Below are 22,168 nucleotides of genomic sequence, written 5' to 3' on the forward strand. Positions count from 1 at the left end.
AACGATACAGGAGCATCCCATGAAACCGCTCTTTTCAATCGCAGCGCCCCTGGCGCTCGTGACGCAGCTGGCGTTGACGCCGATCGCGTTGGCGCAGGAGCCGGTGGTCGGTGTGTGGAAGACGCAGGTCGGAACGACGGCGACGATCGCGGAATGCGGCAACGGCTATTGCATCACCATGAAGACCGGCGATCATGCCGGCCAGAAGATCGGTTCGTTTACCGGCGAGAACGGCAATTTCACCGGCACGATCATCGAGCCCGACAGCAAGAAGACGTTTGACGGCGTGCTGACCGTCTCCGGCGACACGGTGAAGATGCGCGGCTGCACGATGAAGGTCATCTGCCGCTCGCTGATCTGGACGCGCCTCTAAGTTAGCGCCGCAGTCCCTCGATGACTGCCTGATATTCGTGAGCGAGCGAGATTGCCGCTTTTGCAACCACGGGGTTGATCGAATTCCGATCAATCGCCTTTGAGCATGTCTCGAACAGTCCGCGCAGCTCGCATTCGATCTCGGACAGTTCGGGATATTGCTGCACAAGCACGTGCGGAAGCAGTTTTGCTTTCGTTTTCATGGATTTGGAACCGATCCATATATCCGGCGACGCAATCGTAGCGTTCAGGATGGCGGTTTCAAGCTGTCCGGTGGCACTCACGATGTCAGTGACCAAAGCCGTCATTCTTCCCTCCAAGCAAAGAACCCGAAGATGACGATGCATATCTCGTGCCAACTTTGGCGCGGCGGTTTACGCGCGGATCGGCGGCATCTGAATCGGCACAGCAGATGTCGGCCCGTTAGTCTTTCGTTAGTCAGATTCGATAGTGTGGCACCGGTTCTAGGAACCGACTGGCAGCTTGGACCTTTATCACGACATGGTTGTTGGAAGGTTGTAGATCACGCTTGATCTCGTCCAAAACGATCTGAAGTGCGCACTTCCGCTCTTGACCTGGGCCTTTTGGCCCCGGGGCTCATGCCCTTTAAGGACATAACGGAGGAAAAGACGATGTACTTGAAATCGACAATTGCGATCCTCGCTGCCGGCTGCGCCAGTGTGCTTGTTCCGCCGCAGGCATCGGCGTTTGATATCGGAGGATCGAACGGCATTAGCGTCAACAGCAATGGCGGCGGACTGAACGTGTCTATCGGCGGCGCCAACGGCGTCAACGCCACGGTCGGTGGCGGCTCGAACCTCGCCAATGTCTCCGTCGGCGGGACCGGCGGCGTAAATGCCGATGTCGGCGGCAATTCGACCGGCGGCCTTGGCGTGAATGCGACGGTGGGCGGCGCCAGTGGTATCAATAGCGCCACCGCGGTCGGCGGCAGCAATTCGTCGGGCGGTCTCGGTGTCGGGACGACCGCGACGATTGGCGGAGCGAGCGGCGTCAACGCCGATGTCGGCGCAACCGTTGGCGGCTCTTCGAACCTTGCGACCGTCGGAGCCATCGCCAATGTCGGCGCAGGTGACAATACGCTTGCCGACATCAACGCCAATCTGGCGGTCGGCGGAGCCTCGACCGGTTCCAGCACCAGCCAGCCCAACCTCGTCGATCTCGGCACGAGCGTGAACCTCGGTGGCACGAATGGCGTCAATGCCGATGTCGGCGCGACTGTCGGCGGCTCCAACCTCGCGAACGTGGACGCCGTGGTCAATGTCGGCGGTGGCGACAACACTCTCGCGGACGTCAACGCCAATCTCGGTATCGGCGGCACCTCCGGCGGTAGCGGCACTGGCAGCATTGTCGACCTCGGCACGACCGCCAGCATCGGCGGCACGAATGGCGTCAACGCGGATGTCGGCGCGACCGTCGGCGGTTCGAACCTTGCGACAGTCGGTGCCGTTGCGAATGTTGGCGCGGGCGACAATACGCTCGCCGACGTCAATGCCAACGTGGGGATCGGCAGTGGCTCCACCGGTAGCGGCTCGGCAGGCGGTGGGCTCGTCGACGCTGACGTGACCGCCAGCATCGGCGGTACGGGCGGCGTGAACGCCGATGTTGGCGCGACGGTTGGCGGTTCCGGCCCAAGTGTAGCGGCCATGGCCAATGTCGGGTTGGGTGATAACACGCTGGCCGAAATCAGCCTCGCTATCCCCGGCACCGGATCGGGCGGCACGGATCCCGGCACACCCGGCGTCCCTGGTGCTCCCGGAACTCCTGGAAACCCCGGTGGCCCAGGCGCCGGCACCGATCCCGGCGATAACGCCAATGGCGACACGGGTGGCAGCAACAGCCGTAACCTGGCGATGATCAACGACATGTCCGCCAGGGACCGCGCCAAGGCCAAGGCAAGCTGCAAGGACGTTGTACGCTCCGGCGGCTTCGAGGCAGGCCTCGTCAGCCTTTGCAAGATGGTGATGGCAAGCCGCTGATCTTTCCGAAATCATAAAGGGCGCCGATTTGGCGCCCTTTCCGCGTTCACTGTTTACTCGAACAGGTCGGGATGATCCGCCTCGATTTGCGGCAAATCCGACAATATCCCATTGAGGTGCGCGCGCATGGCGGCAACCGCGGCATCCGCATCGCGTCCGTCGATCGCCGTGATGATCGCCTCGTGCTCGGTGATCAGCCGCATCATGGAATCGGGATGGCGGAGCTGCAGATTGCAGACGCGGTCCATATGCGCCTTGATGTCGGCGATCGCGCTCCAGGCGAGACTGCAGCCGGCGCCTTCGGCAATCGCGATATGAAACTGCTCGTCCTCGCGCCGGAATGCGTTGTGATCGTGCGCCTCCATCGCCATCCGCTGCTTGCCGATAATCGTGTCGATCCGGCGGCGCGTCCAGCTGTCGAAGCTCTCGCTGGCGCGCCGTGCAACGGCGGTCTCCAGCGCCTCGCGCACGAAGCGCGCCTCCATCATCTGCCGCGCCGAGATCCGGACGACGACCGTGCCCCTGTTGGGACGCACATCGACCAGCTTCGATCTACCGAGCGCGATCAGCGCCTCGCGCACCGGCTGGCGCGAGACGCCCATGCGCGTGGCGATCTCCTGCTCGGAAAGCCGTGTTCCCGGCGCCAGTTCCAGCTTGATGATCTGCTCGCGCAGGTCGCGTTCCACCTGGGCCGCAGCGGTTTCGCCGGTCTCAATCTTCAAGGATTCGAGGTTCATGTCTTTCGTCGCCGTCATGCGTTGACATCCAATTTAAACCACCATACAGTACCATACAATTCAAACGCAACATAAATCCGGTGGTCCGAAACCGGGTAAAAAGGGAGGGCCGGCACGATGTGTCGGCTTTAAGGGAAACGTGCTGTCCAATTTCATTGCGCCTGATTCCAGTGATCCGCGGCTGAACATTAAATCCCGCTACCAGATGCTTGTCGATGGCAAGTCGGTGGATGCCGCATCCGGCCGCACGATTGATCGTGTCAGCCCCGGTCACGCGGGCGTTGTGGTCGGCACCTGGCCGGAAGCTTCGGCCGATGATGTGCGTTTGGCCGTTGCCGCCGCCCGCCGGGCCTTCGATACCGGCCCGTGGCCCCGCATGTCGGGCGCCGAGCGCTCGCGCCTGATGTTCAAGGTGGCCGAGCTGATCCTCAAGCATCAGGAAGAGCTCGCCCTGGCCGAAAGCCTCGAAGTCGGCAAGCCGATCGCCCAGGCGCGCGGCGAGATCGGTTTCTGCGCCGACCTCTGGTCCTATGCCGCCGGCCAGGCGCGCGCGTTGGAAGGCCAGGCGCACAACAATATCGGCGACGATCGCTTAGGGCTCGTGCTGCGCGAAGCCGTCGGTGTCGTCGGCATCATCACGCCCTGGAACTTTCCCTTCATCATCGCTTCCGAGCGAGTGCCGTGGGCGATCGGCGCCGGCTGCACCGTCGTCCTCAAACCGTCCGAATTCACCTCGGGAACATCCATCCGCATGGCGGAACTGGCGCGTGAGGCCGGCATTCCCGATGGCGTCTTCAACGTCGTCACCGGCTATGGTGATCCGGCCGGACAGGTGCTCGCCGAAGACCCCGGCGTCGACATGGTTGCCTTCACCGGCTCCGTCCGCGTCGGCACCAAGCTTGGCGAGATCGCCGCGCGCAGCGTCAAGCGCGTCGGGCTGGAGCTCGGCGGCAAGGGTCCGCAGATCGTCTTTGCCGATGCCGACCTCGAGGCTGCCGCCGATGGCATCGCCTACGGCGTCTATCACAACGGCGGCCAATGCTGCATTTCAGGCAGCCGGCTCCTGGTTCAGGAAGGCATCCGCGACGCATTGATGGAGCGCCTGCTCGACATCTCGCGCAAGGTGACCTTCGGCGATCCGCTGAACGACCGCACCAAGATCGGCGCGATGATCTCGGAGGCCCATGTCGGCAAAGTCCATTCCTACGTGGAAGCCGGCATCGCGTCGGGTGCCGAACTGTTGCTCGGCGGCGAGCGCGTCGGCAAGGACGCGGGCATCTATTACGCACCCACCGTGTTTGCCGGCGTGAAGCCGGAGATGTCGATCGCCCGCGAGGAGATTTTCGGACCGGTGCTTTCGACCTTGACCTTCAAGACCGCGGACGAGGCCGTCGCGCTCGCCAATGCCAGCGAGTTCGGCCTGTCCGCCTCGGTCTGGTCCACCAATCTCGAAAACGCCATGCAGAGCATCCGCCGCATTCGCGCCGGCCGCTGCTGGATCAACAGCGTCATCGACGGCACGCCGGAGCTGCCGATCGGCGGCTACAAGAAAAGCGGCCTCGGCCGCGAGCTCGGCCGCTACGGCTTTGATGAATATTCCCAGTTCAAGGGCGTGCACGTGACGTTCGGGCGACCGGCGCCGTGGTTCGGCTGACAGGGGAGTGACGGATAGGGCGTTTCCGCTTTTGGGAGAAGGCGGGGCGTCTGGGAGGAAAATCTCGGCCGGCGTGATCTTTGGTCGGAGCCCGCCAGCCGAGACTTGGGTCTTTCGACCCACATTGCACATCCATAAGGGAGGATACGCAAATGAAATTGACCAGGTTGAAAACCGCAGCACTCGCCGCGGGTATCGCCACGATGATGACATCTACGGCATTGGCCGCCGACGTCAAGGCAACGATGATCATCTATCTCGATCCGAGTGTCCAGTTCTTCAACCCCGTGGTGAAGGGCGCCAAGGACGCGGCGGCACAGTTCGGCGTCGATCTCGACGTGCAATACGCAAACAACGATCCGGTTCGCCAGAACGATCTGATCGAAAGCGCCACGGCAGCAGGCGTCGATGGCATAGCCGTTGCCATCTCCTCGTCGGATGCCTTCGACGAAAGCATCTGCGCGGCCGTGAAGGCCGGCATCGTGGTCATCGGCTTCAACAATGACGACCTGGAAGGCGCCAAGGGCAATTGCCGCCAAGCCTATGTCGGCATGAACGAATTCTCCTCCGGCTACGAGCTCGGCAACCGGATGATCAAGGAATTCGGCCTGAAGTCCGGCGACGTTGTCTTCAACCCGCGCGAAATCCCCGAGGCGAGCTTCGCGGTCGCGCGCGGCGGCGGCATCGAGAAGGCGATGAAGGAGAACGGCATCAAGGTCGAGACGGTTCGCGCCGGGCTTGATCCGGCCGAGGCCCAGAACATCATGGCGCAGTTCCTGATCGCCAACCCCAACGTCAAGGCGGTGTTCGGCACCGGCTCGGTCACCTCGACGGTCGGCGCGGGCGCCATCAAGGATGCGGGCATCAAGGTTCCGTTCGGCGGATTCGACCTCGCGGTCGAGATCGTCAATGCGGTTGAGTCCGGTGCGATGTTCGCGACCATGGACCAGCAGCCCTATCTCCAGGGCTACTACCCGATCGCCCAGATCGCGCTCTCGAAGAAGTACGGGCTGACCCCGACCGACGTCGACACAGGGCAGGGCGCCTTCCTCGACAAGTCGCGCATCAGCTCGGTCAAGCCGCTGATCGGCAGCTTCCGCTAACCGCGTTTCGTGGGAGCCTGCCGACGATGTCGGCAGGTTCTCCGTCTCCAATCGATCGAGTACCAGACCGTGACACCAATTCTTGATACAAGTGCCGCGCCCCGGTCGCGGACGCAGAAACAACCAATGATCCGGCAGATCATGGCGATGCCGGCAGGCGCGATCTTCCTCGTCTTCATGACGCTGCAGATCGTCTGCATCGCAGGCGCGCTTCTCTATCCCGATCAGTTCCGCTACCTCTCGCCGCAGAACCTGACGATCCTGATGAAGGCGATCCCCGTGCTTGGCTGCCTGGCGCTTGGCGCCGGCGTGCTGATGATCGCGGGGGAATTCGACCTCTCCATCGGCTCCGTCTACACCTTTACCGCCATCCTGATGGCAAGCCTTGTCGGCGCCGGAATGAGCGCCTTCATAGCCGCCCCGCTCGGCGTCTTGGCCGGCATCATGATCGGCCTGCTCAACGGCCACATCACGCTGCGCTTCGGGCTGCCATCCTTCATCGTGACCCTGGGCGGGCTGTTGTTCTGGCGTGGCGCGGTGCTGCTCTATAACGGCGCTGTCCAGGTTCGTTTCGATCCGGAGCCGATTTTCACCAGCCTGTTCTCAGGCACGCTGCTCGGCATCAACGCCGCCTTCATCTGGATCGTTCTCTTCGTCGTCGGCTTCCACTACCTCGTCCATCGTCACCGCTTCGGCAACCATGTGTTCGCCACCGGCGGCAATCGCGGTGCGGCGGAAGCGATCGGCATCAACACCAACCGCGTCAAGCTGGTGGCCTTCGCGATCGCCGGCGGCATGGCGGCTGTGGCCGGCATCATTGCAACCGCCCGCGTCGGCAGCGTGCAGCCGGGGCAGGGCGCCGGACTGGAACTTCAGGCGATCGCCGCCTGCGTCATCGGCGGACTGTCGCTGCGCGGCGGCCGCGGCTCGATCATCGGCATCTTCCTCGGTGTGCTCCTCATCCACACCATCACCGACGTGCTGCTTCTCTTGCGTGCGCCGGGCTTCTATCTCGACATGTTCATCGCGACGCTGATCGTGCTGGCCGCCATCTTCAACCATCTTATCGAGCGGCGAGGTCTTGCGTGATGTCGGCCCCCAATCTTCTTGAACTGCACAACATCTCGAAAAGCTTCGGCGCGCTGACCGCGCTGCGCAATCTGAGCTTTCATATCGGCGAAGGCGAAGTGGTGGGGCTGCTCGGCGACAACGGCGCCGGCAAGTCGACAACCGTCAACCTGATATCAGGCATCCACAAGCCGACGGACGGCTATCTCAGCGTCGACGGCAAGAAGACGGCGTTCACCTGCCGGTCGGACTCCGCCGATGCCGGTATCGAAACCATCTATCAGCATACGGCGCTGGTGGATTCGCTTTCGATCACCCGCAACATCTTCATGGGCCGCGAACTCACCGATCGCTTCGGCTTCCTGCGGCAGCGCGAAATGCGCGAGATCGCCATGGAAGTGCTACAGAACGCGGTCCACATCTCCGGCATCGACAGCCCAGATACGCTTGTCGGCAATCTCTCCGGCGGCCAGAAGCAGGCCGTCGCCATCGCCCGCGCGGTCTATTTCAAGAAGCGCGTGTTGCTTCTCGACGAGCCGACGTCTGCGCTGTCGGTGCGCGAGACCGAAGCGCTCCTGAACCAGGTGCTGAAGCTCAAGGCGGAGAACGTCTCCAGCGTGCTTGTGACCCACAACATCTACCACGCCTATCAGGTCTGCGACCGCTTCGTGATCATGAGCCACGGCACCAAGGTGTTCGATGTCGACAAGGCGGACACGACGATCAACCAGCTGACCGAATATGTCGTGCTCACCTGATCCCACCCAACAGACAGAAGGGGCATAGCCCGTGACCATTTCAGTATCAGTACGCCAGGTCGTCGGACCTGAGGATGCCGCGAGGCGCGACACGCAGGGCCTGCGCGACGGTTTCGTGATCGAGAACCTGTTTCGCTCAGGCGAAGCCAACCTCACCTACAGCCATCTCGATCGCATGATCGTCGGCGGTGTCATGCCGACCGCGAAGCCTCTGGAGATCGCCGCGATCGCCGAGACCGGCACGGAGCGCTTTCTCGACCGGCGCGAGGCTGCCATCGTCAATATCGGCGGCGCAGGCACCGTCAGCGTAGGAGGTAAGGCTTACGAACTCGGCTTCCAGGAGGCGCTGTATATCGGAATGGGCGAGGGGGCTTTGAGCTTCGCTAGCCGCGATCAAGGCGAGCCTGCGCTCTTCTATCTGCTCAGCGCGCCAGCGCATCGGACCTGCCCTACGGTGCATATCACCCGCGAGATGGCGAGGAAGGTGGTTGTGGGCTCCGCGGAGGAATCCAATGCCCGCACCATCAATCAGTATGTCCACCCCGATGTCTGCGACAGCTGCCAGTTGCTTGTGGGGCTGACGATGTTCGAGCCCGGCTCCGTCTGGAACACCATGCCGGCGCATGTTCACGATCGCCGAATGGAGGTCTATCTCTACTTCGGCATGCAGGAGCAGACGCGTATCTTCCATTTCATGGGCGAACCCAGCGAAACGCGGCATGTCGTGCTGAAGAACCACGATGCGGTGCTATCCCCCGGCTGGTCGATCCATTCGGGTGCCGGAACCGGCCGCTACGCCTTCATCTGGGCCATGGCTGGCGATAATATGAGCTTCACCGACATGGATAAGGTGCCGATGGAAGACCTGCGATGAGCCTTTTCGATCTCACCGGCCGCTGGGCCATCGTCACCGGCGCCAATACCGGCATCGGCCAGGCCATCGCGGTTGGCTTGGCTGAAGCGGGCGCTGATATCGTCGGCGTCGGCCGCTCGGCGATGGACGAGACGGCGGATGCGGTTACATCGACGGGGCGCCGGTTCGTATCGCTCAAGGCGGACCTGTCCGATACCGGGGAAGCAAAGGCCGTTGTCGAACGCGCCCTTGCCGCCGGCGCCTCGCCCGATATCCTCGTCAACAATGCCGGCATCATCCGCCGCGCCGACGCGCTGGAATTCACGGAGGAAGATTGGGACGCGGTGCTCGACACCAACCTGAAATCCGTTTTCTTCCTCTGCCAGGCCTTCGCGAAAGCCGCGGTCGCGCGCCAAGCGCCGGCGAAGATCACCAACATTGCCTCGCTCCTCTCCTTCCAGGGCGGTATCCGTATTCCGTCCTATACGGCTGCAAAAAGCGGGCTTGCCGGGATCACCAGGCTGATGGCGAACGAGTGGGCTTCGAAGGGCATCAATGTGAACGCCATCGCCCCGGGCTATGTCGAAACCAACAACACAGAGGCGCTTCGCGCCGACGCGGAGCGCAGCGCGGATATCCTCAAACGCATTCCGGCCGCCCGCTGGGCCAAGGCCGAGGATATGGTGGGCACGGCGGTCTATTTGGCGTCGCGCGCTTCCGATTATGTTCATGGCACGGTGCTGCCGGTCGATGGCGGCTGGCTTGCCCGATAGGAGATGATAATGGCCGATCACTACACGCTTCCCGACAACATCACCTGGACCGAAGTCGCGCCCGGCAATCGCCGCGCCGTGCTGTCCCATCGCCCCGAGGCGATGCTGGTCGCCTTCCGCTTCGAGCCCGGCGCGATCGGCGCGCTGCATTCGCATCCGCATACCCAAGTGAGTTACGTCGCCGAGGGCGCTTTCGACGTCACCATCGATGGCGTCACTACAAGGCTCGACGCCGGCTCCAGCTTCATCGTGGCGCCCAACCTGGTGCATGGGGTCGTTGCCATCGAGAAGGGATTGTTGATCGACACCTTCACGCCGAGGCGGGATGATTTCCTCTAAAGTTCGGCGGAGTAAATAACTATTTAGATACAAAATATTAGATAACGGAATCATTGGCATAGGTGCATTTCCATCAACTCGGCGCCATGCCCCGATCTTGACAGGAAATCGCTTTCGCTGTCTGTCTTGTCACGAGGAGTGCGGTGAAGCCTGATAGATTTGGGCTTCGCGCTGCAAGTGAGGAGGACGCGTTTCTATGTTGAGATTTGCCGTTGTCGGGATCGACCATGGGCATACCTTCGATCACGTGAAGGGACTGCTGGCCGCCGGCGCCGAATTCGTCGGCTATTGCCCGAAGACATCCGTTCCCGCCATTCGCGAGATGTTCGAGAAGACCTATCCCGATGCGCCACAGATCGATCGGGAGCAGCTGCTCGCCGATCCCTCTATCGACGTGATCTGCATTGCGGCGATCCCGGCCGACCGCGCTGACCTCGCCATCCGCGCCATGAAATCTGGCAAGGACGTGATGACCGACAAGCCCGGCGTGACGACATCGGCGCAGCTGCAGGCGGTGAAGGACGCGGTGGCCGAGACGGGCCGCATCTTCTCCATCTGCTTTTCCGAACGCCATTGCGTGCGATCGGCCGTCAAGGCCGGTAAGCTCGTCCAATCGGGCGCCATCGGCACGGTCATCCAGACGCTCGGCATGGGACCACACCGGCTGCAGCTGCCGACACGGCCCGACTGGTTCTTCGACCCGGAAAAATTCGGCGGCATCATCGTCGATATCGCCTCGCACCAGGTCGATCAGTTCCTGTTCTACACCGGCTCGACATCGGCCACCGTCGCTGCGAGCTCGATCGGCAATTTCGGCATGCCCGACCGACCGGCTTTCCAGGATTTCGGCGAGGTGCTCCTGCGCTCCGACAAGGGCTCCGGCTACATCCGCGTCGATTGGTTCACGCCCGAGGCCCTGCCGACATGGGGCGACGGTCGCCTGACCATTTTGGGGACCGAAGGCTATATCGAGCTACGCAAGTACATCGACATCTCCGGCCGTCCCGGCAAGGATCACCTCTTCCTGGTCAACGGCAAGGAGATGACGCACATCGATTGCAGCGACGAGAAGCTCGACTACTTCGAGGCGTTCCTGGCCGACGTGCGCGACCGCACGGAGACGGCGATGCCGCAGGCGCATGTCTACGAGGTCTGCCGGCTGTCGCTCGAGGCGCAGGCAAACGCGGTGAGGATCGGCCAAGGTCAAGCTCCGGCTGGAGGGCGCTGAGATGAGCAGGAAGTTTCGCGTCGGCGTGATCGGCGCCGGCATCGCCGCGCGCCATCTGTCCGGCTTCAGCTGGAACAAGGACCTGTTCGACGTCGTGGTTCTTTGCTCGCTCGACGCCGATCGCGGCAAGGCGCTTTGCGAGGAGTTCGGCATCCCTGAATACACGCAGGATGCCGAGGCGATGATCGCTCGCGCCGATCTCGATATCATCGACATCTGCACGCCGCCGAGCTCGCATTTCGAGCTCTGCCGCAGGGCGATCGAGGCGGGCAAACACGTGATCTGCGAGAAGCCGTTGTTCGGTTCGATTGCCGAAGTGGACGAGATGGCGGGCATTGTCGGCAAGGCGAACGGGCCGCAGCTGATGCCGATCTTCCAGTATCGCTATGGCTCCGGCCTTCAGAAGCTGAAGATGCTGATCGAACTCGGGCTTACCGGCGACGCGTTCCTCACGACGATCGAAACCCACTGGTGGCGCGGGCCCGATTATTACGCGGTGCCCTGGCGCGGCAAATGGGCAACCGAGCTTGGCGGCGGCCTGCTCGGGCACGCGATCCATGCCCATGACATGCTGAACTACATACACGGCCCCTGCGCCGAACTCTTCTCCTTCGGCGCCACGCTGGTCAACCCGATCGAGGTCGAGGATACGGCGGCACTGTCGGTGAAGATGAAAAACGGATCGCTCGCCAGCCTGTCGATGACGCTCGGCTCGCGCGAGGAGATCTCGCGCCTGCGCTTTTGCTTCCGCGATCTGGTGGCGGAAAGCATCATCGAGCCCTACACGATGGGTCGCGATCCCTGGACCTTCAAGGCGGGCAACGAGGAGCACCAAGAGAAGGTGGATGCGGCGCTCGCCCGCTACGAGGCCAAGGAGGACGGCTATACCCGCCAGTTCGAGCTCTTCCATCAGTCGCTGGTCCGCAACGAAGAACCGCCGGTGACGCTTGCCGACGCGCGCAACTCGCTGGAACTGGTCACCGCCGCCTACCACTCGCAACGCACCGGACTTCCGACCTCCCTGCCGATACTTCCCGACCACCCGCTCTACCGCTCCTGGCTACCGGAAGAGGCCCGTTAGCAAGGAGAGATGATAGCGATCAAGCTTAACCGATAATATTGCGACGGGGACGATGAAAGTCGCGCCGAAGTAACGACTTGCTAAGCTCCATTTGTCAGCCTCGGATCCATTGATTTTCATAATCCGTTGTTCGAGGTCTTTCATGTTTTTGAGTAAAGACGATTGGATCAACCAGCGTGCCTATGCGCTGTGGGAAGCGGAAGGCCGGCCCGACGGGCGCGGCGGCGAGCATTGGCAACAGGCGGCCCGCGAGTACCAGTTGCTGGAGCGGACGCGCGCCTCCGCCGATGGCAGCGACCTGATCGAGCGCTTGAAAACGATGGGCCGGATCATGCGCGAAGCGGACCATGACGATCGGTCCGACACACCGGAAAAATCATCTTCCTCGCGCCGTTCGGCAAGATGACCCGCCACGGCACGAAGTCGTCATTCGGCGAAGCCGCGAATTAAGGCTTCTTTAGGCATAATCATCTGTTTCCATTATAATTTAGTGGGAAAGCGATCGCTGGAGTACAACGTCAACCTTTGCTGAAGAATATGCAAAGTCGAAGGCATGATCGCCTTCTTGCATGGCAGAGGCGGCGAATGTTTTCATCGATTGTACGCGAAGTCAGGTCACGGCTTACTGGACGTCTATCCGCTCGTCCTGATCGCCCCGAGATCGGCGCCGACGCGTTTTCCGCCGATAAGTCCACCGAACTCGTCCACCTGAAGAAGCTGTTCGATCACTCGTCGCGCGCCGCCCGCATTGGCGTGTGGGAATGCAATCTCCCGGACGAGACGCTGGCATGGACCGACATGGTCTACGAGCTGTTCGACCTCCCCATCGGCCACCCGCTCAGCCGCAACGAGACGGTCAAGCTCTATACCGAGCGGTCGCGCATCGAGCTGACCATGCTGCGCGATCGGGCCATCAAGGAGCGATCCGGCTTCAGCCTCGACGCCGAGATCATCACGGCCAAGGGCAATCACCGCTGGATCCGCATCACCGCCACGGTCGAATGCGAGGGCGACCAGCCGGTCCGCATCTTCGGAATGAAGCAGGACATCACGGCCGAGAAGAAGCTCTTCGACGAGATCCGCTATCTCGCCGAATTCGATCTCCTGACCAGCCTGCCGAACCGCGTCCAGTTCCAATCCACCTTCGAGAGGCTGTGCACGACCGAAGTCTCGAAACAGAGCGTGGCCCTGTTCCTCATCGATCTCGATGGCTTCAAGCAGGTCAACGACCGGCTCGGCCACCAGGCCGGAGACCAATGCCTGCGCGTGGCGGCCAATTGCCTGCGCTCCGTGCTCGGAGGGGCTGAACTCGTGGCGCGCATCGGTGGCGACGAATTCGCGGTGCTCCATCGCTGTGGGTCGAGCGACGAGGCGGCCCGCATCGCCAGTTCCATCGTCAGCGCGCTTGCGGCATCCTGCGACGAGGATGGTCGCCATATCGGCATCGGCGGCTCGGTCGGCGTGGCGCTAGCCGCCGGCTATCTTGCGCCGAAGGACATCTTCGCGGCCGCCGACGGCGCGCTCTACGCCGCCAAGAGCGGAGGCCGCAACCGCTTCAGCGTAGCGCATCCGTCGTTTGCGTCGCAGACCCACGCGGCTTAGGGCACGGGCAATTTTCTCCTGAATGTGTGATCATGCGCGGCTGCTTGTCGCTTTCCACGGCATGCGCTTTTGGGCTAACAGCTTGGCACCGACATGATCAAACGAGCACCGAGACATGAGCCATATTCCGCAGATTGACTACGACACCGCTTCCGAGGGGATCCGCTCGGCCCACGACGAGGAAGTCAGGGTTCGCGGTCGGATGACCAACATGAAGCGGACGCTGCTGCATTCGCCTCAGGCGCATCGCATCTATGCGGAATGGTTCACGCTGCGCGCCGAGCTGGCCGCGATTAGCGACCGGCCGATCTGGATCTTCTCTCACGCGATTTCGAAAGCCTGCAAATCGAAGATCGCTATCACCTTCTTCCGCCGCGCGCTGATCAACAACGGCTTCGATCCGGATGCGCTTGAGCTCTCCGAGGAGGAGGTGCTGCTCGACGCGTTCGGCAAGGCGATCGTCGCTGATTCCAACGCCATCCCGAGTGAGATCTGGGTCGGGTTGAAGCAACGCTACGATGCCAAGACGCTGGTCGATCTTGTCGCCTTCGCCGGCATCATGATCGCGACCGCCGTCTTCAACAATGTCGTCGAGATCGATTTCGATCCGGAGCTTGAGGCATTCGCCGAGGGCGCCGCTCGATAGCGGAGATATCGTTTATCAAGCGATATCAATCCTGTTCGAGATCTTTCTCGACTTTTCGATCGAGCTCACTCGCAACGAAGACCGCGTGTTCGGTGATCTGTGGCAGGCCCATCAGCTCACCGAACGTGCCGCGCGCCAAGGGGCCCGAGATCAGCAATGTCGGATCCGGTCGCCCATCGCCGGCAAGGGCTTCGGATGAGAGATTGCAGGCGATGCCCAGCCCGGTCGGGTCCAGCTGCAGGTGGCCGAGATCGCGTAGCTTTGCGAGCCACGGCTGACTGTTCAGGATGCCGCCATGGGCCGGGCCGGTCGTTACGACTACCGCATCGTAGGCCCGTTCCAGCAGCCCGCCGTTGCGCTGTCGCAGCAAGACCCTGATGTCATCGCCCTCGCGCCTGATGCTCACAACGGAGGCGGCCAGCACTTCCATGCGGCCGTTGGCGACCGCGCGGTCCAGAACCTCCTCCACCTGCGGCGCGATGCGGAAGCGATGCACGTCCCAGAAGGGGCGAAGGTGGCGGACGATGCGGCGGCGCTCCGACACAGGCAGCGCCCGCCAGATCGCATGCCCGTGACCGCGCACCTGATCCAGCACCGCATGCCATGTGAGCCCCGCTTGTTCTGCCTCGCGGATGGTACGGCGGACAAGGCGCAAGAGCTGGGTGGCGCTCTCGACCGGCACCGTCTCGAACGCGCCAAACGAATCCTGCACGACCGCCGGATGGCCCCGCGATCTCAAGCCACGTCGAGAGATCGACGTCACCGGGCCGCGATGTCCGGTGCTATCGAGCGACGCCACGACATCGGCGGCCGTCAGCCCGTTGCCGACGACGAGGAGACGATCGTCTGGGCTGATGGCGTCGAGCGCGCCCGGCACGGTGGAATCAGCAACGAACTTCGGATGACCGGCGAGCGCCATCAACGCTGAAGGCGGGGAGGGCGAGGGGTGGCTTGTCGCGATGACGAGATAGTCGGCAAAGGTCTGGCCGCCCTGGCTGTCTGAGATCCGCCAGAAGGCGCCGTCGCGCTCGACATCGGTAACGATTGCACGCCGGTGCCTAACGGACCCGGTCTCGACCAGCGGCCGCAGCGCTGATGCCACGTATCGGCCGAACAGCTCACGGCGCGGAAAGATCGCCCCGCCTGCGCGGCGTGCGGCGAGGTCGTCGGCGATCGCATCGTTGAGCTCGATCCATTCGAGGAAATCTCCGGGATGCTCCGGCAGAAGGCTCATTCTGGCTGCCGGCACATTGATACGGTGGGCGGGGTCGTTCGTGTCGTAGGCGAGGCCACGGCCAAGCTCGGCGCGCGGCTCGAAGACGGTGATGGCAGGCGGTCGATCCCGCCCCGCGAGCGCCAGGTGATAGGCAACCCCCGCGCCCGAAATGCCGCCGCCGATAATGGCAACCAGCGGCCGGCGGCGAGCGCCGCTCAGTTCCGCCGGGGAGGGGAAAGTATCGTCGACATTCACGATCTGCGGTCCATTCGGTCTGTTCTGCGGCATCGCAATCTAGGCATCGGCCGGCCGTCTGGCAACGGCGGCCGAGGCTTGCTCACGGGTAGAGTACCCGATCCCCGCGAAGGGGGGATGAACTGTTGCAGATGCTAGCTCTTCCCCTTCCACGGCACCAGCACGGCTTCCAGGATGCGGATGGCGGCGCTGAAGGAGAAGGCGCAGGCGGCAATGATGCCGATGCCGACGAAGACCACGTCGGTCGCCAGGAACTGCGACGCCGACATGATCATGTAGCCGATCCCTCGCGTCGAGGCGATCAGCTCGGCGGCGACCAGCGTGCCCCAGCCGATGCCGAGCGCGATCCTGAGACCGGTCAGGATCTCCGGCAGCGCCGAGGGGAGCACGATGCTGACGAGGATTTGCCAGGGCCGGGCGCCAAGCGAGCGTGCGGCATTGACGCGTTCGATCGGCAGCGAGCGGACGCCGGCCTGCGCCGAAAGGCAGATAGGCGCGAACATGGCGAGCACCAGGAGCGTCACCTTCGAGGTCTCGCCGATGCCGAGCCAGATGATCATCAGCGGCAGATAGGCGAGCGGCGGCAGCGGCCAGTAGAATTCGATGGGCGTATCGAGCACGCCCTTGACCCAGCGGTTCAGCCCCATCAGCAGCCCGACCGGAATGCCGACGACTGTGGCAATCGCGGCGGCGGTGACGATGCGGAACAGGCTCGCGGAAACGTGCTCATAGAGCGAGGCGCCGGCGTAGCCGTCATTGTAGATCGCGCCCACCTGCGTCCAGACCTCCTGCGGCGTTGGCAGGAAGAGATGCGGCACCAGCGCCAGTTTTGCGACCAGCCACCAGGCGGTGAGAAGCACGAGTGCTGTCGCGATGCTGATCAGAACGGTCGGCTTTTCGCCGGCGCCGAAGCCCTTCATCTTGACGAGCTTCGGCTGTTCTGCGGGCGAGCCGATGACGACGCGGCCGGTTTCGGTGAAATCGCTCATTCGGCGGCACTCCTCAGCTCTTCCGATCCATGCAGGATGTCGCGGATTTCCTCACGCAGATTGGCGAATTCAGGCGATGTCTTCACCGCCCTGGCGTCCCCCGTCTCGGCGAAGCGGCGGACGAAATCGAGGTCGAAGCGGGCGACGATACGGCCCGGGCGCGGCGACATCACCACGACCTGCGTGCCGAGAAACAGCGCTTCCTCGATCGAGTGGGTGATGAAGAAGATGCGGGTATGCGTCTCCTTCCAGATCGAGACCAGCAGCTCCTGCATCTGCTCTCGGGTGAGGCTGTCGAGCGCGCCGAAGGGCTCATCCATCAGCAGAACGGCCGGTTCGGTGGCGAGCGCCCTGGCGATGCCGACGCGCTGGCGCATGCCGCCGGAGAGTTCATACGGGAAGGCGGCTGCGAAATCCTTGAGGCCGACTACGTGCAGCAATCGTTCGGCGCGCTCGCGGCGGGCGCTTTTCGGCACGCCGGCGAACTTCAGGCCGAGGGCGACGTTGTCGATCACGGTCTTCCAGGGCAGCAGCGTGTCCTTCTGGAACACGACGCCGCGATCCGCACCCGGCGAGGCAACGGGCCGCCCGTCCAGCGTGATCGCGCCTTCCGACAACGGCAGGAAGCCGGCGATGGCGTTGAGCAGGGTGGACTTGCCGCAGCCGGAAGCGCCGAGCGCGACGACGAAGCTGTTTTCGGGAATGGCGAGCGAGACGCGGTCGAGCGCATGGACCGTTCGGCCGTCTCGTGTCTGGAAATAGACGCTCGCGTGGTCGACTTTGAGCATGTCAGGTCTCTTTGAAAATGAGGACGCTGGCGCGGTGTCGCGCCAGCGTTTCTGCCGAAGTTGGTTTAGTTGCTTGGATTGGTCAGCGCGTCAGCGGTGACGAAGGCGGCGTAGCTCGGCAGCACTTCGCTGACCTTGCCCTGCTCCTTCAGGAAGGTGGCGGTGTCCTTGAGGATCTTGGCAGCACCTGCCTTTTCGTCGCCGCCGAGCCATGCATCGGAAGCCTGGACGTCGGGCGTCAGAAGCGTCAGGTTCTTCAGCGCCGCCGCCTGCTGTTCGGGCGTGCCGCCCAGCGTCTTGGCGAGCAGCTTGGCGTTCTCGCTATCGGCTTCCCAGGCCTTCTTGTCCTTGGCGAAGGAGGCGTAATAGGTGTTGATGACACCGGCAAAGCCCTTCAGGAATTCAGGGTTTTCATCGGCGAATTTCGAGGCTGCGACCCAGGCGGAGAAGGTCGGCGCGCCCTTGTCGGCGACATCCTTCGAGGTGACGAGCACCTTGCCCTTCTTCTTCAGTTCCGTCAGCGCCGGATCCCAGACGAAGCCACCGTCGATATCGCCGCGATTGTAGCTGGCGACGATTTCAGGCTGCGGGATCGCGAAGACCTGCACGTCCTTCTCGCTGAGGCCGAGCGACTTGATCAGCGCCAGGAGCTGGTAATGATCGGTGGAGACGGGCGCTGCCGCCAGCTTCTTGCCCTTGAGGTCGTTGAGCGAGTTGATGCCCGAACCGTCGCGGACGACAAGTGCCTCGTCGATGCCCGAGATTGAGGAGAGGTAGAAGGCCTTGACGGCAAGCCCGCGCGAGGTGGCCGCCGCAAACGGGCTGGAGCCGACATAGCCGACCTGCACGTCGCCCGAGGCGATCGCCGCGAAGATCTCGGCGCCGGAATTGAACTTGCGGAAATCGATGTCGTAGCCCGTCGCCTTGGCGAACTCACCATTTGCGATCGCCACCGAAGACGGCAGTGCATCCGTCTGGTAGGCAACGACGACCTTCTTGTCGGCTGCCTTCGCCAAGAACGGCGCTGCCACGGCTGCCACGCCAAGTGTAAGTCCTGCGATAATGCCCTTGATATTCATGTTTCGCCCCCGAATGCCGCGCTTGTGCGTCGGCTCAACTTGTTTCGACGGGAAAACACTACGGCGGGCCATGGGCGGCACACAGATAAAACTATCTATTTTATAGAGTATAGCGACAATATTGTTTTGCGTCTGATTTGCCGGGCGGACAATTGCGGCTTGTCGGTGGTTGCCGCGTCAGGCGGCATCCATGGTGATGAGGTAGCAGAGCGCCTGGCCATCCATCTCGAGCGAGATGCCTGCCGCGTCCTGCAGCAACAACGTATCGCCTTCGCCAAGCGACGCCTGGCCGTCCGCCCAGGTTAGATTAAGCGTGCCGCGATGGCAGAACACCAGCAGCGTGCCGGCCGCGCCGCCGAACGTCACCTCGCCATCGACCACGACGCGCTCGACCCGGTGCCACAGCCCACCGCGACGCGTCATGACGTTAAGGTCGGTGATCGGCCCGGATTTGAGCGCCGCGGACACCGCAACGTCAGCGGGGAAGGCGAGGGGCGCACTTTCCTGCGTCAACAGCAAGGGCGCGCGGCCGTCGATCGCAAGCGACATGCCTTCGCCGTCGAGGATCGACAAGGTCCGGTCGATGCCGGGGAAAATCGAGAACGGCCCATCGGTTGCGACCGTCGCCATGCTGATCCGCCAATCGAACTCAGAAAGTGCCGCCCCCTCCGGCGAAATCGCAATCTCCACCGTCTCCCCACCACCGTTCTTCCACGGCATGCGGCGGTAGCTGTTGGCGGTCAGGATTGTGGCGCGGGACATGGGATCTTCGGAGGTTGCAAATGGGAGGGGAGTGGAACGCCGTTCGATGACAAGCCGATCGTAACAGACAAGGAATGAGCGGGGACGTTCGAGGCGACGCCGATCGTCGCCTCTCGACCATCCTTCAATATCCGGGCCTCATACCATTCTGAGGCCCGGTGTCTCGCTCTATCAGTTCCCCAAAATCCCCGGCAGGCGCAGGCCCTTCTCCTTGGCGCAGTCCAGCGCGATGTCATAACCCGCATCGGCATGGCGCATGACGCCGGTGGCCGGGTCGTTCCAGAGCACGCGTTCCAGGCGCTTGGCCGCATCGTCGGAGCCGTCGGCGCAGATGACCACGCCAGAGTGCTGGCTGAAGCCCATGCCGACGCCGCCGCCGTGATGTAGCGACACCCAGGTGGCGCCGGATGCGGTGTTGAGGAGCGCGTTGAGGAGCGGCCAGTCGGACACGGCGTCCGAGCCGTCCTTCATCGCTTCCGTCTCGCGGTTCGGCGAGGCGACCGAGCCGCTGTCGAGGTGGTCGCGGCCAATAACGACGGGCGCCGAGAGTTCGCCGTTCTTGACCATCTCGTTGAAGGCCAGCGCCAGGCGGTGGCGATCGCCCAAGCCGACCCAGCAGATACGCGCCGGCAGGCCCTGGAAGGAGATGCGCTCGCGGGCCATGTCGAGCCAATTGTGCAGGTGCTTGTTGTCAGGCAGCAGCTCCTTCACCTTGGCGTCGGTCTTGTAGATATCCTCGGGATCGCCGGAGAGGGCCGCCCAGCGGAACGGGCCGATGCCGCGGCAAAACAGCGGGCGGATATAGGCCGGCACGAAGCCCGGGAAGGCGAAGGCGTTTTCCAGGCCCTCATCCTTGGCGACCTGGCGGATGTTGTTGCCGTAGTCGAGCGTCGGCACGCCGGCATCCCAGAAAGCGACCATGGCTTCAACGTGCTTCTTCATCGAGGCGCGGGCGGCAGCCTCGACGGCCTTCGGATCGCTCTCGCGCTTGGCCTTGTGTTCGGCAACGGTCCAGCCGATCGGGAGATAACCGTTGAGCGGATCGTGAGCCGAGGTCTGGTCGGTGACGATATCGGGACACGGGCCGCCTGATTTCATGCGGGCCACGAGTTCCGGGAAGATTTCGGCGGCGTTGCCGAGCAGGCCGACCGACTTGGCTTCGCCCTTCGCCGTCCACTCGGCGATCATGGCAAGCGCTTCATCCAGCGACTTGGCCTTGGCGTCGACATAGCGGGTGCGCAGGCGGAAATCGATGCGGGTTTCGTCGCTTTCGACCGCGAGGCAGCAGGCGCCGGCCATGACGGCCGCCAACGGCTGCGCGCCGCCCATGCCGCCGAGGCCGCCGGTGAGGATCCACTTGCCCTTGAGGTCGCCATTATAGTGCTGGCGGCCGGCTTCGACGAAGGTCTCGTAGGTGCCCTGCACGATGCCCTGCGTGCCGATGTAGATCCACGAGCCGGCGGTCATCTGGCCGTACATGGCAAGACCCTTCTTATCCAGCTCGTTGAAATGATCCCAGGTCGCCCAGTGCGGCACGAGGTTGGAATTGGCGATCAAGACGCGCGGCGCATCCTTGTGGGTGCGGAACACGCCGACCGGCTTGCCGGATTGGACCAGCAGCGTCTCTTCTTCCGTCAGCGTCTTCAGCGTCGCGACGATCTGGTCGAAATCGGCCCAGGTGCGGGCAGCGCGGCCGATGCCGCCATAAACCACCAGCTCGTGTGGGTTTTCGGCGACGTCTGGGTCGAGATTGTTCATCAGCATGCGCAGAGGCGCTTCGGTCATCCAGCTCTTGGCGTTGAGCTCGGGGCCAACAGGGCTTCTGATATCGCGAATGTTGTGGCGTGGATTGCTGGTCATTGCGGTTCCCCTTATCCGGGTTGGATGGCTTGTTGTTTCAGGCTTATTTCTTGAGGTTCGGCGCGATCGCGGCGATGCGCTCCAGGATGTCTTTCAGATGGACGCGCAGGCGGTAGGCCTTGGCGGTGTCGTAGGCAAAGGGCGGCTTTTCGGTCTGAAGATGCGTGGATTGCGCGAGCTCCATCTGGATCGCATGCACGCCGGTCTCTGGCCGTCCGTAATGCCGCGTCGTCCAGCCGCCCTTGAAGCGACCGTTGAGGATGCTGTCGTAACCGGTGGCCGAGGCAGTCGCGGCGACAACCGCTTGCTCGATGGCGCCGTCGCAGGTCTTGCCCATGTCGGTGCCGATATTGAAGTCCGGCAGCTTGCCTTCGAAGAGGAAGGGGATGTGCGAGCGGATCGAGTGGCAGTCGTAGAGGATGGCGACGCCATGGATCGCCTTCACCCGCTCGATCTCAGCTGCAAGCGCCGCGTGATAGGGAGCGTGGAAATCGCGCAGTCGCTCGGCGATATCGGCTTCGTTGGGTGCGGCGCCATCCTTCCAGATCGACAGGCCGTCGAAATCCGTTTCAGGCACGAGGCCGGTGGTGTTCTGGCCGGGGTAAAGGCTGGTGCCGGATGGATCGCGGTTGGCGTCGATGACGTAACGGTGGAAGGTGGCGCGTACGGTGGTCGCGCCATCGATGAGGCCGTCATAGAGATTGTGGATGTGCCAGTCGGTGTCGGCGAGCAGCTTGCCGTTGTCGTTCAGGCGGCCCCAGATGGCAGGCGGCACGTCGGTGCCGGTGTGGGGGAGGCCGAGGATAAGGGCGGATGTGCCCTGGCGGGTTTCGTGGGTGGTCATGGGTTGAATGCTCCACGGGTTGCGGGTGAGTTACCCCCCTCTGTCCTGCCGGACATCTCCCCCACAAGGGGGGAAGTCGACTCTTTGTTGTCGCCTTGCAGAACGGTTGACTTTGGAGCGAGCGGGTAAGTCCAGCCAATCTCCCCACCTGTGGGGGAGATTCC

At 63.0% G+C, this 22,168-nt stretch carries 23 protein-coding genes; 14 read left to right on the forward strand and 9 right to left on the reverse strand.

Going from position 1 to position 22,168, the window contains the following annotated elements; genetic code table 11:
* Window positions 1-19: 19 nt before the first annotated feature.
* Window positions 20-373: a DUF2147 domain-containing protein gene (locus D460_RS0126520; RefSeq protein ID WP_018901641.1), complete on the forward strand. Its 354-nt coding sequence runs from the start codon at window positions 20-22 to the stop codon at window positions 371-373.
* 1 nt (window position 374) lies between these two features.
* Here the strand turns inward: D460_RS0126520 and D460_RS0126525 are convergent, their stop codons facing one another.
* Window positions 375-680 (reverse strand): hypothetical protein, encoded by a 306-nt coding sequence (locus D460_RS0126525; protein ID WP_018901642.1) that lies wholly within the window; start codon window positions 678-680, stop codon window positions 375-377.
* A 324-nt stretch (window positions 681-1,004) separates the two neighbouring features.
* On the opposite strand from D460_RS0126525, the gene D460_RS36925 reads away from it, so the two are divergent.
* A complete protein-coding gene (locus tag D460_RS36925) occupies window positions 1,005-2,369 on the forward strand; it encodes a hypothetical protein (protein ID WP_018901643.1) in 1,365 nt (454 codons plus the stop codon).
* 53 nt (window positions 2,370-2,422) lie between these two features.
* Here D460_RS36925 and D460_RS0126535 read toward each other — a convergent pair whose 3' ends face one another.
* Window positions 2,423-3,124 (reverse strand): GntR family transcriptional regulator, encoded by a 702-nt coding sequence (locus D460_RS0126535; protein WP_018901644.1) that lies wholly within the window; start codon window positions 3,122-3,124, stop codon window positions 2,423-2,425.
* Between the two features lie 121 nt (window positions 3,125-3,245).
* On the opposite strand from D460_RS0126535, the gene D460_RS0126540 reads away from it, so the two are divergent.
* The 12 genes from D460_RS0126540 (at window position 3,246) to D460_RS0126600 (ending at window position 14,211) form a co-directional block, all read left to right on the forward strand.
* Window positions 3,246-4,760, forward strand: coding sequence for an aldehyde dehydrogenase family protein (locus D460_RS0126540; RefSeq protein WP_018901645.1), 1,515 nt, complete (start codon window positions 3,246-3,248; stop codon window positions 4,758-4,760).
* 152 nt (window positions 4,761-4,912) lie between these two features.
* Window positions 4,913-5,863 (forward strand): substrate-binding domain-containing protein, encoded by a 951-nt coding sequence (locus D460_RS0126545; protein WP_018901646.1) that lies wholly within the window; start codon window positions 4,913-4,915, stop codon window positions 5,861-5,863.
* A 69-nt stretch (window positions 5,864-5,932) separates the two neighbouring features.
* The gene (locus D460_RS0126550) at window positions 5,933-6,952 is read left to right on the forward strand and encodes an ABC transporter permease (protein ID WP_026283578.1); all 1,020 of its coding nucleotides are present in this window, start codon (window positions 5,933-5,935) and stop codon (window positions 6,950-6,952) included.
* Entirely contained in the window at window positions 6,952-7,689 is a 738-nt protein-coding gene (locus D460_RS0126555; RefSeq protein WP_016554332.1) for an ATP-binding cassette domain-containing protein, read from the forward strand. The genes D460_RS0126550 and D460_RS0126555 overlap by 1 nt, the downstream gene beginning before the upstream one ends.
* A gap of 31 nt (window positions 7,690-7,720) precedes the next feature.
* Window positions 7,721-8,563 carry a 5-dehydro-4-deoxy-D-glucuronate isomerase gene (kduI, locus tag D460_RS0126560; protein ID WP_018901648.1) on the forward strand — a complete coding sequence of 281 codons (843 nt, stop codon included), beginning with the start codon at window positions 7,721-7,723 and terminating at the stop codon, window positions 8,561-8,563.
* Complete coding sequence (gene kduD, locus D460_RS0126565) at window positions 8,560-9,315, forward strand: 2-dehydro-3-deoxy-D-gluconate 5-dehydrogenase KduD (protein ID WP_018901649.1); 756 nt, start codon at window positions 8,560-8,562, stop codon at window positions 9,313-9,315. Before kduI ends, kduD begins: the two co-directional genes overlap by 4 nt.
* A 9-nt stretch (window positions 9,316-9,324) precedes the next feature.
* Window positions 9,325-9,654 carry a cupin domain-containing protein gene (locus D460_RS0126570; protein ID WP_018901650.1) on the forward strand — a complete coding sequence of 110 codons (330 nt, stop codon included), beginning with the start codon at window positions 9,325-9,327 and terminating at the stop codon, window positions 9,652-9,654.
* A 196-nt stretch (window positions 9,655-9,850) separates the two neighbouring features.
* Complete coding sequence (locus D460_RS0126575) at window positions 9,851-10,882, forward strand: Gfo/Idh/MocA family oxidoreductase (protein ID WP_018901651.1); 1,032 nt, start codon at window positions 9,851-9,853, stop codon at window positions 10,880-10,882.
* A gap of 1 nt (window position 10,883) precedes the next feature.
* Complete coding sequence (locus D460_RS0126580) at window positions 10,884-11,963, forward strand: Gfo/Idh/MocA family oxidoreductase (protein WP_018901652.1); 1,080 nt, start codon at window positions 10,884-10,886, stop codon at window positions 11,961-11,963.
* A gap of 142 nt (window positions 11,964-12,105) precedes the next feature.
* Window positions 12,106-12,369, forward strand: coding sequence for a DUF2934 domain-containing protein (locus tag D460_RS0126590; protein ID WP_018901654.1), 264 nt, complete (start codon window positions 12,106-12,108; stop codon window positions 12,367-12,369).
* Between the two features lie 179 nt (window positions 12,370-12,548).
* Window positions 12,549-13,565 carry a diguanylate cyclase gene (locus D460_RS33915; protein WP_018901655.1) on the forward strand — a complete coding sequence of 339 codons (1,017 nt, stop codon included), beginning with the start codon at window positions 12,549-12,551 and terminating at the stop codon, window positions 13,563-13,565.
* A 115-nt stretch (window positions 13,566-13,680) separates the two neighbouring features.
* On the forward strand, window positions 13,681-14,211 hold the full coding sequence (locus D460_RS0126600) for a hypothetical protein (RefSeq protein WP_018901656.1): 531 nt from the start codon (window positions 13,681-13,683) through the stop codon (window positions 14,209-14,211).
* Window positions 14,212-14,236: 25 nt separating this feature from the next.
* Here the strand turns inward: D460_RS0126600 and D460_RS0126605 are convergent, their stop codons facing one another.
* The 7 genes from D460_RS0126605 to hutG all read right to left on the reverse strand — a co-directional run bounded on the left by D460_RS0126605 (window position 14,237) and on the right by hutG (window position 22,004).
* Window positions 14,237-15,715: an FAD/NAD(P)-binding protein gene (locus D460_RS0126605; protein ID WP_018901657.1), complete on the reverse strand. Its 1,479-nt coding sequence runs from the start codon at window positions 15,713-15,715 to the stop codon at window positions 14,237-14,239.
* Window positions 15,716-15,816: 101 nt separating this feature from the next.
* Window positions 15,817-16,671, reverse strand: coding sequence for an ABC transporter permease subunit (locus D460_RS0126610; RefSeq protein WP_018901658.1), 855 nt, complete (start codon window positions 16,669-16,671; stop codon window positions 15,817-15,819).
* Window positions 16,668-17,459, reverse strand: coding sequence for an ABC transporter ATP-binding protein (locus D460_RS0126615; RefSeq protein WP_018901659.1), 792 nt, complete (start codon window positions 17,457-17,459; stop codon window positions 16,668-16,670). The genes D460_RS0126610 and D460_RS0126615 overlap by 4 nt, the downstream gene beginning before the upstream one ends.
* Window positions 17,460-17,524: 65 nt before the next feature.
* Window positions 17,525-18,538, reverse strand: a complete 1,014-nt coding sequence (gene tauA, locus D460_RS0126620) for a taurine ABC transporter substrate-binding protein (protein WP_018901660.1) — start codon at window positions 18,536-18,538, stop codon at window positions 17,525-17,527.
* Between the two features lie 177 nt (window positions 18,539-18,715).
* On the reverse strand, window positions 18,716-19,300 hold the full coding sequence (locus D460_RS0126625) for a HutD family protein (RefSeq protein WP_018901661.1): 585 nt from the start codon (window positions 19,298-19,300) through the stop codon (window positions 18,716-18,718).
* Window positions 19,301-19,471: 171 nt separating this feature from the next.
* Window positions 19,472-21,160 carry a urocanate hydratase gene (hutU, locus tag D460_RS0126630; RefSeq protein ID WP_018901662.1) on the reverse strand — a complete coding sequence of 563 codons (1,689 nt, stop codon included), beginning with the start codon at window positions 21,158-21,160 and terminating at the stop codon, window positions 19,472-19,474.
* 43 nt (window positions 21,161-21,203) lie between these two features.
* A complete protein-coding gene (gene hutG, locus D460_RS0126635) occupies window positions 21,204-22,004 on the reverse strand; it encodes an N-formylglutamate deformylase (protein ID WP_018901663.1) in 801 nt (266 codons plus the stop codon).
* Window positions 22,005-22,168 lie beyond the last annotated feature (164 nt).

This window comes from Rhizobium sp. 2MFCol3.1 (genome assembly GCF_000377565.1).
In the GTDB taxonomy this organism is placed as follows: Bacteria; Pseudomonadota; Alphaproteobacteria; order Rhizobiales; family Rhizobiaceae; genus Rhizobium.

Bases quoted from the DNA above. Each gene is read 5' to 3' on its own strand.
- D460_RS33915 (WP_018901655.1), top strand. From the start codon at position 12,549: ATGTTTTCATCGATTGTACGCGAAGTCAGGTCACGGCTTACTGGACGT.
- D460_RS0126525 (WP_018901642.1), bottom strand. From the start codon at position 680: ATGACGGCTTTGGTCACTGACATCGTGAGTGCCACCGGACAGCTTGAA.
- D460_RS0126590 (WP_018901654.1), top strand. From the start codon at position 12,106: ATGTTTTTGAGTAAAGACGATTGGATCAACCAGCGTGCCTATGCGCTG.
- D460_RS0126570 (WP_018901650.1), top strand. From the start codon at position 9,325: ATGGCCGATCACTACACGCTTCCCGACAACATCACCTGGACCGAAGTC.
- D460_RS0126555 (WP_016554332.1), top strand. From the start codon at position 6,952: ATGTCGGCCCCCAATCTTCTTGAACTGCACAACATCTCGAAAAGCTTC.
- D460_RS0126615 (WP_018901659.1), bottom strand. From the start codon at position 17,459: ATGCTCAAAGTCGACCACGCGAGCGTCTATTTCCAGACACGAGACGGC.
- D460_RS0126610 (WP_018901658.1), bottom strand. From the start codon at position 16,671: ATGAGCGATTTCACCGAAACCGGCCGCGTCGTCATCGGCTCGCCCGCA.
- hutU (WP_018901662.1), bottom strand. From the start codon at position 21,160: ATGACCAGCAATCCACGCCACAACATTCGCGATATCAGAAGCCCTGTT.
- D460_RS0126575 (WP_018901651.1), top strand. From the start codon at position 9,851: ATGTTGAGATTTGCCGTTGTCGGGATCGACCATGGGCATACCTTCGAT.
- D460_RS0126625 (WP_018901661.1), bottom strand. From the start codon at position 19,300: ATGTCCCGCGCCACAATCCTGACCGCCAACAGCTACCGCCGCATGCCG.
- D460_RS0126545 (WP_018901646.1), top strand. From the start codon at position 4,913: ATGAAATTGACCAGGTTGAAAACCGCAGCACTCGCCGCGGGTATCGCC.
- D460_RS0126605 (WP_018901657.1), bottom strand. From the start codon at position 15,715: ATGCCGCAGAACAGACCGAATGGACCGCAGATCGTGAATGTCGACGAT.
- D460_RS0126535 (WP_018901644.1), bottom strand. From the start codon at position 3,124: ATGACGGCGACGAAAGACATGAACCTCGAATCCTTGAAGATTGAGACC.
- D460_RS0126580 (WP_018901652.1), top strand. From the start codon at position 10,884: ATGAGCAGGAAGTTTCGCGTCGGCGTGATCGGCGCCGGCATCGCCGCG.
- kduD (WP_018901649.1), top strand. From the start codon at position 8,560: ATGAGCCTTTTCGATCTCACCGGCCGCTGGGCCATCGTCACCGGCGCC.
- tauA (WP_018901660.1), bottom strand. From the start codon at position 18,538: ATGAATATCAAGGGCATTATCGCAGGACTTACACTTGGCGTGGCAGCC.
- D460_RS0126520 (WP_018901641.1), top strand. From the start codon at position 20: ATGAAACCGCTCTTTTCAATCGCAGCGCCCCTGGCGCTCGTGACGCAG.
- D460_RS36925 (WP_018901643.1), top strand. From the start codon at position 1,005: ATGTACTTGAAATCGACAATTGCGATCCTCGCTGCCGGCTGCGCCAGT.
- hutG (WP_018901663.1), bottom strand. From the start codon at position 22,004: ATGACCACCCACGAAACCCGCCAGGGCACATCCGCCCTTATCCTCGGC.
- D460_RS0126600 (WP_018901656.1), top strand. From the start codon at position 13,681: ATGAGCCATATTCCGCAGATTGACTACGACACCGCTTCCGAGGGGATC.